The 13,379-nt window shown below is 60.5% G+C and carries 13 protein-coding genes; 9 read left to right on the top strand and 4 right to left on the bottom strand.

From position 1 onward, the window contains the following. The first annotated feature begins 65 nt into the window (after positions 1-65). A complete protein-coding gene (locus F3W81_RS19485) occupies positions 66-2,108 on the top strand; it encodes a site-specific integrase (RefSeq protein WP_193081161.1) in 2,043 nt (680 codons plus the stop codon). Between the two features lie 297 nt (positions 2,109-2,405). On the opposite strand, the gene F3W81_RS19480 is transcribed toward F3W81_RS19485, so the two are convergent. After that, the gene (locus tag F3W81_RS19480) at positions 2,406-3,653 is read right to left on the bottom strand and encodes a hypothetical protein (RefSeq protein ID WP_193081160.1); all 1,248 of its coding nucleotides are present in this window, start codon (positions 3,651-3,653) and stop codon (positions 2,406-2,408) included. Between the two features lie 668 nt (positions 3,654-4,321). Here F3W81_RS19480 and F3W81_RS19475 point away from each other — a divergent pair. The 6 genes from F3W81_RS19475 (at position 4,322) to F3W81_RS19450 (ending at position 8,590) form a co-directional block, all read left to right on the top strand. Further along, a complete protein-coding gene (locus F3W81_RS19475) occupies positions 4,322-4,720 on the top strand; it encodes a hypothetical protein (RefSeq protein ID WP_193081158.1) in 399 nt (132 codons plus the stop codon). Between the two features lie 60 nt (positions 4,721-4,780). Beyond that, positions 4,781-4,999 (top strand): hypothetical protein, encoded by a 219-nt coding sequence (locus F3W81_RS19470; RefSeq protein WP_193081156.1) that lies wholly within the window; start codon positions 4,781-4,783, stop codon positions 4,997-4,999. Next, on the top strand, positions 4,996-6,411 hold the full coding sequence (locus F3W81_RS19465) for a TolC family protein (protein WP_226941754.1): 1,416 nt from the start codon (positions 4,996-4,998) through the stop codon (positions 6,409-6,411). The genes F3W81_RS19470 and F3W81_RS19465 overlap by 4 nt, the downstream gene beginning before the upstream one ends. Continuing rightward, on the top strand, positions 6,408-7,760 hold the full coding sequence (locus F3W81_RS19460) for a multicopper oxidase family protein (protein ID WP_193081154.1): 1,353 nt from the start codon (positions 6,408-6,410) through the stop codon (positions 7,758-7,760). The genes F3W81_RS19465 and F3W81_RS19460 overlap by 4 nt, the downstream gene beginning before the upstream one ends. Positions 7,761-7,813: 53 nt before the next feature. After that, complete coding sequence (locus tag F3W81_RS19455; RefSeq protein ID WP_193081153.1) at positions 7,814-8,119, top strand: copper-binding protein; 306 nt, start codon at positions 7,814-7,816, stop codon at positions 8,117-8,119. Positions 8,120-8,287: 168 nt separating this feature from the next. Next, entirely contained in the window at positions 8,288-8,590 is a 303-nt protein-coding gene (locus tag F3W81_RS19450; protein WP_193081152.1) for an SHOCT domain-containing protein, read from the top strand. A gap of 296 nt (positions 8,591-8,886) precedes the next feature. On the opposite strand, the gene F3W81_RS19445 is transcribed toward F3W81_RS19450, so the two are convergent. The 3 genes from F3W81_RS19445 to F3W81_RS19435 all read right to left on the bottom strand — a co-directional run bounded on the left by F3W81_RS19445 (position 8,887) and on the right by F3W81_RS19435 (position 10,964). Beyond that, positions 8,887-9,318, bottom strand: coding sequence for a c-type cytochrome (locus F3W81_RS19445; RefSeq protein WP_193081151.1), 432 nt, complete (start codon positions 9,316-9,318; stop codon positions 8,887-8,889). Between the two features lie 100 nt (positions 9,319-9,418). Further along, complete coding sequence (locus tag F3W81_RS19440; RefSeq protein WP_193081150.1) at positions 9,419-9,847, bottom strand: c-type cytochrome; 429 nt, start codon at positions 9,845-9,847, stop codon at positions 9,419-9,421. Positions 9,848-10,757: 910 nt separating this feature from the next. Further along, positions 10,758-10,964, bottom strand: a complete 207-nt coding sequence (locus F3W81_RS19435) for a DUF4287 domain-containing protein (RefSeq protein ID WP_193081149.1) — start codon at positions 10,962-10,964, stop codon at positions 10,758-10,760. Between the two features lie 646 nt (positions 10,965-11,610). On the opposite strand from F3W81_RS19435, the gene F3W81_RS19430 reads away from it, so the two are divergent. Then, the gene (locus F3W81_RS19430; protein ID WP_226941753.1) at positions 11,611-12,267 is read left to right on the top strand and encodes a class I SAM-dependent methyltransferase; all 657 of its coding nucleotides are present in this window, start codon (positions 11,611-11,613) and stop codon (positions 12,265-12,267) included. A 191-nt stretch (positions 12,268-12,458) separates the two neighbouring features. Then, positions 12,459-13,154: an SDR family NAD(P)-dependent oxidoreductase gene (locus F3W81_RS19425; RefSeq protein ID WP_193084046.1), complete on the top strand. Its 696-nt coding sequence runs from the start codon at positions 12,459-12,461 to the stop codon at positions 13,152-13,154. Positions 13,155-13,379 lie beyond the last annotated feature (225 nt).

Here is a 13,379-nt window from a genome sequence, read left to right as displayed (position 1 = left end):
TCGTCGCCCGGCCCGGTAAACGTCGCACCTGACCGAAGAGATGACTGAGCTACGGAGCAGTCGTCATGATCACGATCCCCTACCTGTGCGCGCGGGCGGGACGGTTTTACTTTCGTCGCCGCATTCCGGGGTTATCCACATCTCATATGCCCCTCATGGTCTCCTTGGGGACGACGGACCGCTCCGGGGCACTTAAGATATGTGTGCAACTCACAGCACGCATGGACCGGATGCTCGACGAGAACCTACATAAGACATTGCCCTCCACGGAGGTGGCGGCCTTCTTCAAGGCCGAGCTGCGCCGTTGCGTGGATGCCGTGTCACAGGTTCGGATGATCGAGCGGATGGATGGCAGCCTGACCGCCGAGAAGACGCGTCGGAATCAGCTGGAGACGATCGTGCTGCGCGGCATGGTCGAGGATGGTTTGCGCGAAGAGATGGCGCCCGAGCGCCTGAAGACGCTTGCCCCCAACGACCAGATTACTGCCATCGAAATCCAGAGCACGTTGTTCCGAGAGTTCCTGTCACCTGCTTTCAATCGCGAGGTTCAGGCCCGCGCCACCGCGAGGAGCGATCTGTCCCAGCTTGATGTGCTGCATCTTCGCTGGGCGGCCGTCGAGGCACGTATGGCAGCGCATGAAGCAGCGGAGGCCGTTCCCCTGCACGCGGGTGATGAGGCGAAGGAGGCAGCCGTGTCCTTGCTGCGCAGCCTGATGCAGAAGGCCGCCGCCGGCATCACCCCTCCCGCGCCTGTGCCGGTACCGACCGAGCCCGAAGGCCCCGCCCCCGAAGTACAGACGCCAATCGCAATGCCCGCCCCGGTCCCCCCGGCCCAGGCGCGCCCGACACTGACGCCCGGCGTCGCGTTGATCGAAGGCAGGATGACAGGCGTGTCGATCCTTGCCCAGATCAACGCAGCACGCGCACAACCGCAGGACGATAGCTTTGACGGCTTCGCAGAGTCGGTCGAGATCGAACGCACCTACGGCGACGACATCGCAGGTACGGCCGTTCGGATGACCTGGCGCATCAAAGGCAATCAGAACACGCGGGACCAGAAGCTGACCTCGGTCGCCCTCTTCATGTACCTCACCGGCGTGCAGCGCATGTCCGAGATCCGCCAGCACCATCTGGACCGCTTTGCAAAACTGATCAAGCAGCGGATGCCCACGAAATACTGGCGCAGGGAGGAAGACCGCCACCTGACCAGCCAAGAGACCATCACACATGCCACGCGCCTTGGCCTGCCCTGTGGTTTTGCGCCAAATACGATCGAACGCCATATCAATGCGATCGCCAGCCTGATCCATCACGCCAGAACAGAAGGCAACGTCGGCACCTTCGTTCCGAACCTGCGCGGCTTGGTTCCTGAAGAAACCCGTGCCCCAAGCGAGATGCGCGCCGTTCCCACCCTGGACGATCTGAGAACACTCTTCAGCCACACCCTCTGGCAGGGCTGCAAGTCACGCGGGCGGCGGCATGTGCCCGGGAAAGTGGTTCTCAGGGATCATCACTACTGGATCAACCTGCTGCTGGCCTACACGGGCGCACGGCGCAGCGAGATCGCCGGATTGCTGGTCGGTGATCTTGGGGAAGAGGGCGGGATTCCCTATGTCCATATTCGGCCCAACCACATGCGCGGCCTGAAGACTTTGGCCAGCACGCGGCGCGTCCCCCTGCACCCGCATGTCATCGAGCTCGGCTTTGCAGAGTTCGTCAGCAAGTGCCGTAAGCGGAACTTGGTCGCCCTTTTCCCCGAGGCGCTTCCAAAGGATCGCCGTCGCCTGGCCCATTCCACCAAGGGCGGTGAAGTCCTCTACGACAAGAAGTTCGCAGACAGTCTGGACTACCCGCTGCGCAGGAGTTTCGAGCTGAGTCTCAATGGTAACCCGCGCGGGCTGTCCTGTCATGGGTTCCGACACTACGTGAACGACCATCTTGTGACCTTGCGGCAGGAAGATGGCACCACCCAAGTCGTTTCCGAAATGGATAGGATGGACCTGCTGGGGCACACGCCATTGGGGGTGAACCTGACCACCTACCGGCGTCCGGAACAGCCCCTCGGGCCGCTCTACGCCGCTGTCAGGACGTTGCCGCGCCTTTTCTGAGGGGGCACCTGCCAACACAAGCCCGTCGACGCCTCTGGGCTGAAAACAGCAGGCAAACGTTTATCCCTGCTCGCACCCGCGCCGAGGCGCTTATCCAGAAGGACGGCGGGCCGTTCATGCGGCGTTTGCAGCCTTTTCACGGCGACTATTTCCCGCTTCGAAATGTTCGAAACGACTATCTTCTGCACGACGATGAGCGCCACAAGAACATGGGCGGTATGTCGGAGCGGGGCGAACGTCGCACCGAAGCGCCCTCGTCAGCATGGCCCCTCCTACCAAACGCCCAACACAGCGCCCCTAAAAACCCGGACCTTCGTCCCGCTTCTGGCGGATCTCTTCGGCTTCCTGCCGGGCGTCGGCGGGCAGATCGTCCCGTTTGAGCCATCTCGTCACACGGGTCATCAGCTGATCCACGAAAGCCATCCGATCCACAAGCGCCGCCCGCAAGTCGAGGTGCTGGCGCATCACCTGCGCGAGGCGCTTGCGCATGGGCAGCGAGGCACGGAGCATGGGAGTCGGGTCCTGCAGAGTAAGGCGACCGTCTGTGTGCCCCACCGTGTTCTCGGCCAGCTCTCGCGTCACGGCCTCCAGTGCGGCGGCGTCACAGCGGGCTTGTGCCTCCTGCGTCTCCAGTGTGGCAGCGCGATCAAGGAGTAGGGCATCTGCGGCCTCTTGTGTGGACTGGCGGGCATCCTGCTCTTTCTGGATCTGAATGATTGCATCGGTCCGGCGCTGGTTGCGTGCTTCGCCTTCCTGCACTGCTTTTTCCGCAACCTTTAGTGCCACAACGCGCTTCTTAAGGCGCTCGGTATAGGTCGCCAGGCGCTTTTCTTCCTTGGCTGTGCGCTCTGCCATCGCGATCAGCTTCGCGACCCGGGCCTTATCCTTTTCAAGCGCGATCGACAGGCGCATCACTTCATCGGACAGCTCGGCCAAGCTCGCCTCCTTCGCGGCGATCTCTTTCGGCAAATCCCTGTGAAGCTGCTTGACGGATCGGTTCAATGTCGCCGCGTAATCCGCCCCGGCCGCCAGTCGATCGTATTTTTTGGTCCCGCGTTCAATTCCCGGACAATGGGTCCCCATGATCTCGGCAGTCAGGTCCTGCAGTTCGGACATCACGCCAGCCAGAGCAATCTTGCTGACCGGGATACCCGTCTTGGAATAGGCGCGCAGTTCGAAATGGGCGTGGAGCGTCACTTCATCACAATGCACCAAAAGTGCCTCGAGCTGGGTATCCAACCGGTCGGCCACAGCCCGGGCGAGCGACTGGAACGCCGCATCCTGTGCATCCGGGGACAAGGCCTCGAAGAGCAAGGCAGCTTCCTGACCAAAGGTGATGATCCCTGCGGTGACAATGCCTGCGTTGGACTTCAGCGCCCTCTGCGCGCCACGCTCCCGGCGCACAGTTTCGATCTCCTCACGGATCAGCGGCAAGGGCCGGGGCTGAAGCAACACACGGTTCAGATGTGTCCGCTCCCCCTGCACGTAATTCGGCTGGACCCCCTTGCGGAAATCATGGCGACGCTGGCCATAGGCGCGGCTCATCGAGCGCGACTTCAGCCTGAGAGAAGCCGCGCGCGGGTTGGCATCAGCGCCGGTATCTGAGAGCCACAAATCCTTCATGTCACTAGGATCGCCCCGTCCCGTGAAAGTCCCTAGCGGCCTTTTCTTCTCCCCTCGCCTAATCTGCCTTATTCTTGCTTTTCCCGAGAACGCGTGGTGGAGCGGCGTAACGCTCACCAGTTACGGGACGGCCCCGTGACAACGGCTGTGACGGCTCTAGTCTCACGATGGCTGTCAAAGGATCGACCCGGATTCAGGAATTATGACGATCAAGAAACCGATCAGGGCAATCATTACGCTTCGGCGCTACGCTTGAACCTACTAGCCATAACCTGCGGTTTTGTCTCTCCGGCGAAGGGTGCTTCGCCCCTTTCGAAACCCTGACGAAGAAGGCGCTGCCCTCTTTCGAAACACCTGCCAGAGGGACGCGCCGCTCCCTCTGGACACCCTTGGCCGGAATTACCCCGGACCCGATCAGCCCCCCTTTTCCAGCTGTGCGACGCTCGCCCCCATCCCTTGGGTCCGCGCCTCGATACCGCGTCATAGGTCGCGTCACGGAGAAACCGTCATATCCCGTATCTCTGTTTTCTGACGTCATATCATGCACTCGTGTCTTGCCAGATACAAACTGATCGGACATCTATGCCGGCATGTTGAAGCGATACCTGCTCACAATGTTCCTGGCGCTGGCCGGTTCCATGGTCGCGATCTCTCCGGTCGCAGCCATGGCTATGGCTGGAGACATGCTCTGTGAACAGCGGGCAGCACTGCAGGACAAGCAGGATCGACAGCCTCTCGTGGCCACGCATGCGGACCATATGAAGGCCGACGTCGAAAGTACCTCTCATGCGGGGCATGCGAAACAGGACAGGACTTCGGACACGCAGGCGTTGGTGTGCTGCGACCATGCGTGCCTTTTCGAGGCCTCTACGCCATCGTTTGACCTTGTCACCGCAGGGTCCAGCTCCAGGGCAATTCATGCCTGGGCGTCGGATGATCTGACCGAGCTGAACCACCCGAACGGACTGCGCCGACCTCCGAAGGCCTGATCGACATGTCGTAGGGCGCTGTAAGGCGCCTGCACTGCCGATCCCTTCCGGAGTTATTCCATGAAAATCCTGTTTGCGGCCGCCGTGCCGCTGGCGCTTGCGGGCTGTGCGCAGCCCTATGCGCCGCCTGTTGCAACACCGCTCACCCGCGCGGCCGATCCCTCCACGTCGCGCGCTGCACGACCCGGTCCGGGCGTCGCAAACACCCTGCGCACCATTGCCGAGCCAGAAGACTGGCGACGGCTGAACGACGCACAAGCGCCGGGAGGCTCCTCATGATCTGGGGTTTGAAGATGACCGCAGCAGCACTCCCCCTTGCTTTGGCGGCCTGTGCTGACACGGGGCTGGTGCAAAAGGCCTCGGCCCCACGTGCGGGGTACTCTCTGGTATCCAGTGGCACGCAGCAGGCCACCGGCGCTGTCGGCGTCTGGGCGCAATCGGCGGCAGAGGTGGCAGCCAACGAGACCAAGGCGCGCGCTCTGGTGCATGGCAAGACCATCGGGCCGGACACTGCCGTTCAGGTGGCGCTGATGAACAATCGGGGACTTCAGGCTGCCTACGGCGATCTTGGCCTTTCAGCGGCCGATCTATGGGAGGTCGCGCGTGGTCCCGTGCCGACCTTTGGCGTCACCATCTCGGGTATCGGCGAGGTCGGGCTGGCGCGCTCTCTGGAGGCATCAGTGACCGGGGCGATCCTGGAGGCGGCGACGGCGAAGCCGCGCCGGAATATTGCCGAGACGCGATTCCGGCAGGCCCAGTTCGCAGCGCTTGGCTCCACTATCGCACTGGCTACCGAGACCCGGCAGGCCTGGGTCGACACCGTTGCTGCCTTCGAGGCGGCCGCGTTGATCGGGCGGGCGCAGGACACCGCGGATGCGGCGTCTGAACTTGCCGTGGAACTGGGCCGCACCGGGGCAATGAGCCGTTCGGATCAGGCGCGCGAACATGCCTTTACGGCCGAACTGGCTGCTGAGCGCGCTGACGCGAAGCTTGAGGCGCAACTGGCGAAAGAAAAGCTGACCCGGCTGATGGGGCTTTGGGGCGCGGATATCGACTATTACGTGCCAAACCAACTGCCGGGCCTGCCAGGGCGCAGGCCGGGGCGGTCGGATGTGGAACGGCTGACATTGGAGCACCGCACCGACCTTGCCATCGGTCGGCTTGAACTTGAGGCCGTCGCACAGGAGTACCGCCTTTCCGGACAAACGCGCATGCTGTCAGACGTGTCTATCGTCGCAGGCGCGACGGCGGAAAGATCGGGCTCTCCCTCGAGCCGGACAACCGAGGTGTCGCCGGTGCTGGAGGTCACGTTCGAAATCCCGATCTACGACACCGGCTCTCTGATCGCGCGCAGGGGCGAAATTGAATACATGCGCGCCGCGAACGACCTTGCTCAAAAGGCCGTAAACGCAAGGTCAGAGGCCCGGTCTGCTCATGCTGCGGTCACTGGGAAGTACAACGTCGCAAAGCATTGGCGCGATGCTGTCCTGCCGCTGCGCCGTATCATCGATGAAGACGCGCTGAGGTCCTACAACGGCATGTTGATCTCGACCTTTGATTTGATCACCGACGCCCGCGAAGGGCTTGAGGCCCAACTCAGCACAGCCGAGGCCAAGGCCGACTACTGGCGCGCCGAGGCCGACATGACTGCCGCCATCTGGGGCGGCTCCAACGGAGGATCCCGCGAATGAACCGCAGACAGCTTCTGACCGCAGGCGCCGGGCTGGTGATGGCCTCCGCCGCGACAGCACAGACCCGTTTTCGCGATCTGCCCGATGCGGCGACATACGACAGCCCGGACACCATGGTGCCCCCGCGACCCGGATCAGGGCCGGATTACAACCCTGTCGTAACCCTCAACGGCTGGTCCCTGCCTTGGCGCATGAACGGCAACGTCAAGGAATTCCACCTTGTGGCCGAGCCGGTCGAACGGATCATGGCGAACGGCATGATGGCGCGTCTCTGGGGCTACAACGGCCAGTCCACCGGCCCGACGATCGAGGCGGTGGAGGGAGAGCGAGTTCGGATCTATGTCACCAACCGCCTGCCAGAACATACCACGGTGCATTGGCACGGCATGATCCTTCCATCAGGGATGGACGGCGTCGGCGGGCTGAGCCACCCCGCGATCCCACCGGGCAAGACCTATGTCTACGAGTTCGACCTGATCAAGTCGGGCACCTTCATGTATCACCCTCATGCGGATGAGATGGTGCAGATGGCCATGGGGATGATGGGCCTGTTCATCGTGCATCCGCGCGACCCTGCCTTCATGCCGGTGGACCGGGACTTTGCCTTTCTGCTGGCGGCCTACGACATCGACCCGGGCACCTATATCCCCCGCGTAGCCACCATGACCGAGTTCAACATGTGGACATGGAACAGCCGTGTGTTTCCCGACATCGACCCTTTGGTCGTGTCCAAGGGCGACCGGGTACGGGTGCGTTGCGGCAATCTGACGATGACCAACCACCCGATCCACATGCACGGCTACGACTTCGAGGTCACCTGCACCGATGGCGGCTGGGTGCGCCCCGAGGCCCGCTGGCCCGAGGTCAGCATCGACATCCCGGTCGGGGCGATGCGCGCCTATGAGTTCACCGCCGATCATGAGGGCGACTGGGCCATTCATTGCCACAAGGCGCATCACACCATGAACGCCATGGGTCACGACCTGCCAACGTTCATCGGGGCGGACAAGAAGAAGCTCGCCCAGATGATCCGCCGCCAGACCCCCGGCTATATGCCCATGGGCACCGCCGGCATGGCGGACATGGCTGAAATGTCGATGGAGCTGCCCGACAACACTGTGCCGATGATGTCGGGTTGGGGTCCGTATGGCCCGCTGGAAATGGGCGGCATGTTCTCGGTCGTGAAGGTCCGGGACGGCATTGCCGACAACGATTATTCCGACCCCGGCTGGTATGAAAACCCGCCCGGAACGCAGGCGTGGGAGTGGACAGGCGAACTTCCCGATCACGCCCGCAACGATAGCCCCGACACCATCCTCACCCCGCGCAGCCATCTTCACAAAGGCTGACTATCGCCGGAGCGCCTAGGCGCTCCCCCTAGTACCTTGAAAGGACATCCTGAATGAAAACCCTGATTGCCCTCGCTTTCGCCCTTTTTGCCGCCACCGCTCACGCCGAAGGCACCCATTCCGCCGACCATGGCGACATGCAGATGAGCCATGGCACAATCACCAAGATCGACACCAAGTGGAACAAGCTGACAATCGATCATGGCCCGCTCGAAAATCTCGGAATGGATGCTATGACAATGGTCTTCGAAGTCACTGACCCCGTGATGATCGAAGGCCTCGCCGAAGGCCAGGAGGTCGATTTTGTTGCCGACCGCGTGAAGGGCAAGCTGACCGTGACGGAGATAATGACCGAGTAACGCCAAGGTAGCGGCTTAGCGAGCTACCTGTTCTGCGAAGGGGCGCGTCGATATTTTCGGCGCGCCTTTGGCTTTCGCCTGATCACAACGCACTTGATGCAGATCAGCGCGCCAGCCTCTGAGCGGGGGCAGTATCGTCAGGACAGACCTCAAACACCGGAGAGTATTATGAAACGTATTGCACTGCTGTTGGCCATAATGGCCCAACCTGCCCTGGCCGATACGGATGGCTACGGCCATATGATGGACGGCGGATATGGATACGGAATGGGCATGATGTTTGGTCCGGTGCTCTGGCTGATTGTCCTTGGGCTAATCGTTGCCGGGGTGATCTGGTTCGTCCGTCGGATGGACGGCCACCATGCGCACGGTGCAGCGTCAAGCGCGCGTTCGGAACTCGACCTCCGCTTCGCCCGTGGCGAGATCGAAGCGGAGGACTATGCCGCACGCAAGGCGCTGCTGACGACCTGAAGGTTTTGAAGGCACGAGGAAATATTCAGGATCGTCGCGCCTGCGTTTTTATCGTGGTTCCTCGACGCCATGCGTGCGTTGACGCTGAACCTCTTGCGCGCGGTCTGGCCAGGTCGACCAGACACACGCCAGAAGGTCGCACACTGCGCTGAGGGCTGCTTCTTCCAGAGCCACTACGCGACATGCGCAGCGAATGGCTTTCATAGAGGGTGCCGCTGCTTCCAGATCGCGCGCCCGGAAGCGGCGGTCCGTTTGGGCTCCGGGCGCGGCACAAACCTACGATATGCCAGCACGCTTCATTTGCGGAACGTCGTGTGACAGGCGCTGCAGGCCTTGCCGATCTGCTGCATGGCCGGACCGAGATCGCCGACCGTCAGCACTTGGCCCGCGAGGCTTCCTGTGACCTGCTCCAAGTCATTGGCGCGTGCGGCGAAGGTTTCGAACTGATCCCAGATTATCGGCAGCGCTTCGGACTTGGGGTCTATCGCCTCAGTTTCGAAAAGGCTGGGGATATACGACGCCTCTTCCGACATTTTTGCCAGAGCTGCGTTGGCGGCGGCAGAGTCGAATGCGGTCTCTCCCTTGGCCATGCTCCCGACGACTTTCATCTGCTTTGCAAGTTCCGACATCCCTATCATGCGATTCATGACGTCCGGGTCCTTGACCCCACCATGTGCGAGGGCGGCGGTTCCAGCCGCAATGAAACCAAGTGCGATATATTTCTTCATTTTTAGATCCTTAGTGGGTGCGGCCGCGAAGGCGACTTTGGTTCATATTGTCTTGCAGGGTCTGCGACCCCGGTCCTCGTGCCACACGAGGCATGGCGTTCTAATTAATCCCGTTGACGCGCTGAAGTTGGCGCACATAGGCGATGATATTGCCGACATCACTACGGGTCAGCCCGGATTGGGCCGGCATGTCTCCGAACTGCCAGTGATGTGCCCGGACGCCGTTCTGTACGGCCATCTGGAAAGCGATGTCGGCGTGGTGGTTTGGCTCGTAGATCTTGTGCACCAGCGGCGGGCCAAAGCCCATTTTGCCCGTCGCGTTCTGCCCATGGCACTCGGCACAGGTGGCGTCGAAGGCGCGCTGACCCATCTTTGCCTCGGGTGAGAGGTCGGCGGGCAGGGTGATAGCCACCAGCGGCTCCCCCTGAACAGGTGAGTCCGCTACAGTCTGCTCGGAGGGTTTTGTGACGTAGTAGGCACCGCCCATAACGGCAATAGCCGCTACCAAGGCGGGAATGATCTTGTTCATAATGGTTGTCCTGAAAAACTCGGCGTCATGGCCGTGAATGCATCGTGGACGCGGAGTTGCCCGCGACCCGGTTTCGAATGCAGTCAGGCTCGCGGTGGAGGCAGGTCCCTAGCGACAACCTCGGACCCGGGCGCCGCTTGGCTCCTCGGGCGCAAATTCAGCTTTGCCGCTGGAAACGAAATGACCAGGCCAGCACTGTCGGAAAAGCCAGCAAGCGCCGGGCCGCAGACTGCGCCCTGGTGGCAATCGTGGGTCATCTTGTGATCGACCGATCCTTCGGCGTCTATGTCCATGCAGTTCGGACAGTCGCCTGACATAGGCACGCTCTGCGCCGTTTCATGCGCCTGTGCCGACCCGGGCGCAAAGACCCAGGTGGCCGCGACCAGCGCGATGACAAAAAGGAGATGCCGCACGAAACGCCCCGAGATGCGCCTCATTTATGCGTTGTGGCCAACAGAGACATCAGGCTGAGTTACCGAAGGAGCAAACGCGCTACCCGGCTTTCGAGGGCGTGAGCTTAGAGGGGTGGTGAAGAGACGGCGTAGAAGTCGAAGCATCGGTTTACGTCCTCTTCGTGTTTTGAGTGAGAACTTTGCCTTGAATCCTCTCTAACGGCAAGCTTCTCTGTCAGTCGGGCGGTCCGCAGGATCATTGGGCTCTGCGCTAAGTGGCCTAGCGTCCGCTTCCTTGAATTTGGCCTCTCTCACAGGCAGCATAGCTACCGCTGCACCAGGCACGAAGGTCGCGAAAGGGCTGGCTGCGACCTGCTGTGTTCGTCACAGAAGCGGCTTTGGATGCTCGCCTTGGCGCTGCGCCGCCGCAAGTCCGGTCTGAGCCCAGAATAAAAGATGCTGCGCCATCAAGATATGTCTGGTTTTTGGGTCTGCTGTGGCGAAATCGTAATTTCTACCTAACTGTTCGAGGCCCGCGAATGAGCCACGAGCGCATTTGCATGTCCGTGACCGAGCCCATGTTCAGACTTAAGCCAAGCAACTGTCTCCATGTGCTTCTCTTCGGGTCTGGCTGAGATCAGGTCGAGCCAATGCTGAACCGGCTTGCCGTAAGTCTTCTCGATAGAGGGGAAATAGGACGCGGGGCCTTTAACCTTGTCTTCCATGAAATGGTTCCTCTTAAGTCGATACACTCTATCGCAGAATACCGGAACACACGGCAAAGCCACAACCGTCTAGTTGGGAGATGTCCCATAGTGGAGCAAGCGCAGCAACCAATGCGCCAAATAGCTTCGCTAGAACCAAACTTATCGACGCCTTTCTATTTACGAAAGCCGACATTGGCAAAATCGCAGCGAAAGTCCCCATTGTCCGCTCACCTGACCTCGCTGCCGTGTGCGGCGAAGGTCCGGCCTTCGCCCTCTCTTCTTAATGCCGCAATCTACATAAACGGCAGCTTTGGTTGATCGCGCTTTGGATCCCCTCAGGCCGGGCGACCGCGGTATGGCGCTATGCCGATTGATCCGCTCCGGTGCCCGCAGGCAGGTAGCTCAGGCACATCGTGGCGAGGCCACATCTCTTAGCAGACTTGCTTCGCGGGACGGCGTATTGCTCTTGACGATGATGCGGGTCATACGCAGCAGCGCGACCCGCACTACAAGGACAACTTCATTCAAGTTGGAACCCGATTGAAATGTCGCATCCTGTAAAATCAATGCGGCTCAGATCTGGTCTTTAGCGGACCAGAAAACAAATCGTCCAAGTCCTACCCTGCAGTCTTCCCTTTAGTCTCCAACAGTGATGAGCACCCCCGTGAAGCAATCCGTAAGTGACCTAAGAGTTGATTTCGTTAAGGGGGCCGTTGCACATCGGCTCAGGTTCGGTGGGGGTCGCGGCCAGCCGCTTGCGAAGGCCATGGGCCTGCGTGGGGGAAATACCCCGGTCATCATTGATGCTACTGCCGGTCTGGGTCGAGACTCCTTTCTGCTGGCCTCGCTCGGAGCTCGGGTCACAATGATCGAGCGGTCCGAAACTATGCACTTCTTGCTGGCTGAAGGCATGGCTCGTGCGGCCAAGGAAGGTGGGGAACTGCGCGATATCATTGGCCGGATGTCGCTACTGAGGGGAGACGCAAAGGATTTGCTACCCCAAATCCCCGCAGAAGCGATCCTGATTGATCCGATGCATCCTGCTCGCAGTGGATCTGCCCTAGTGAAGCTCGATTTGCGGCAAGTCCGCGAGATAGTGGGAAACGATGACGATGCCGCGGACCTCGTCAGAACTGCCCTTCAGCATGACGCCAAAAGAGTTGTTCTGAAGTGGCCATTGAAAGCTCATGCCATAGAGGGGGTGAGGCCCTGTACCCACCGGATTGTTGGAAAAACCACCAGATACGATGTTTTCATGAAAAGCCAATCTTCCCATGGGTGTCAGAGGTCGGATGACTTTGACTATCACGTTACCAACTGACCCAATTTGGAAAACCGGACCTTCGCGCAGATCGCAGTCAACGACAGGAAAGTCCGCTCACCGGACCCTCACGCAGTGCGCCGCGCAGGTCCGGTCCGAGCCCAATTTTGCCCTTCGATGACATCGAAAGCATTCTGGACAAAGACGGGGCCTCGTGGTCGTCTGGAATTCCTATCAGTCCGGAGATTGCCATGCGGAAAGTTGCGCTTGTCACGGGCGGCGCCAGAGGGATTGGTTTAGCCATCGCACTGAACCTTGTGCGGGACCATGACCTTGCTGTGACGTGGTTGAACACACCGCCGGCCGCTTTGCCTGATGGGGCGCTGGCGGTTCGGGCGGACCTGACAGACAAAGACGCTGCCCCCAGGATCGTGGCGGAAATCATAGATCGGTTCGGGCGTCTCGACGTGATTGTCAATAATGCCGGATTGATCTCTCCTTCCCGAAATGACGTGTTCGATGCGGATGGTTTGGGTCGGATGCTGAATGTGAATGTCTTAGCAGCCCATTCACTTCTGGTCGCCGCTTTGCCTCATCTTAAGGCAGGAGCATCCATCGTAAACATTTCGTCGGTCAATGCGGTTTTGCCGCCCAAAGGTGCTGCGATCTATGGAGCCAGCAAGGCTGCGATCAACCTTTGGACAAAAGGTATGGCGAAGGAACTTGGGCCCAGCCAAATCCGGGTGAATGCTGTGGCACCCGGTGCGGTGAATATTCCAGAAGCGCCGCGGCCGGATGAGCTCGTGAAACTTTTTGCCGATGAGACAGCTTTGGGCCGTATCGCCTCCCCCGACAATATCGCAAGAGCAGTCCGGTTCTTGGCCGGGGATGACGCCTCGTTTATCACAGGTGAAGTCCTCACCGTTTCCGGCGGCTATCGCCTATAAGATCAACCGGCCGCAAAGTCCGCGCAGCAGCCGCTCGGGTTAATTTTGATGCTTCAATTACATTACGCTACGACTTTCGGTCGCGGCATCCGAAGGTAAGCATGGTGGGAGCTGGTAGCGCAGCGGAGCTTGCAGCACCTTGGCCAAACGCACTTTCCTATCACTGCTAACCCGTTCCAAATTGGGCTTTTTTCTCCAATTCAGCGCGCACGAAAACAACTGTTA

Origin of the sequence: Pseudooceanicola spongiae (assembly GCF_014899185.1) — a bacterium.
In the GTDB taxonomy this organism is placed as follows: Bacteria; Pseudomonadota; Alphaproteobacteria; order Rhodobacterales; family Rhodobacteraceae; genus Pseudooceanicola; species Pseudooceanicola spongiae.
Note: the sequence above shows the minus strand (reverse complement) of the source record. Positions and strands in the feature narration are given on the sequence as shown.

Coding starts and splice junctions, on each gene's coding strand:
- F3W81_RS19485 (WP_193081161.1), top strand. CDS start 66: ATGATCACGATCCCCTACCTGTGCGCGCGGGCGGGACGGTTTTACTTT.
- F3W81_RS19480 (WP_193081160.1), bottom strand. CDS start 3,653: ATGAGCCGCGCCTATGGCCAGCGTCGCCATGATTTCCGCAAGGGGGTC.
- F3W81_RS19475 (WP_193081158.1), top strand. CDS start 4,322: ATGTTGAAGCGATACCTGCTCACAATGTTCCTGGCGCTGGCCGGTTCC.
- F3W81_RS19470 (WP_193081156.1), top strand. CDS start 4,781: ATGAAAATCCTGTTTGCGGCCGCCGTGCCGCTGGCGCTTGCGGGCTGT.
- F3W81_RS19465 (WP_226941754.1), top strand. CDS start 4,996: ATGATCTGGGGTTTGAAGATGACCGCAGCAGCACTCCCCCTTGCTTTG.
- F3W81_RS19460 (WP_193081154.1), top strand. CDS start 6,408: ATGAACCGCAGACAGCTTCTGACCGCAGGCGCCGGGCTGGTGATGGCC.
- F3W81_RS19455 (WP_193081153.1), top strand. CDS start 7,814: ATGAAAACCCTGATTGCCCTCGCTTTCGCCCTTTTTGCCGCCACCGCT.
- F3W81_RS19450 (WP_193081152.1), top strand. CDS start 8,288: ATGAAACGTATTGCACTGCTGTTGGCCATAATGGCCCAACCTGCCCTG.
- F3W81_RS19445 (WP_193081151.1), bottom strand. CDS start 9,318: ATGAAGAAATATATCGCACTTGGTTTCATTGCGGCTGGAACCGCCGCC.
- F3W81_RS19440 (WP_193081150.1), bottom strand. CDS start 9,847: ATGAACAAGATCATTCCCGCCTTGGTAGCGGCTATTGCCGTTATGGGC.
- F3W81_RS19435 (WP_193081149.1), bottom strand. CDS start 10,964: ATGGAAGACAAGGTTAAAGGCCCCGCGTCCTATTTCCCCTCTATCGAG.
- F3W81_RS19425 (WP_193084046.1), top strand. CDS start 12,459: ATGCGGAAAGTTGCGCTTGTCACGGGCGGCGCCAGAGGGATTGGTTTA.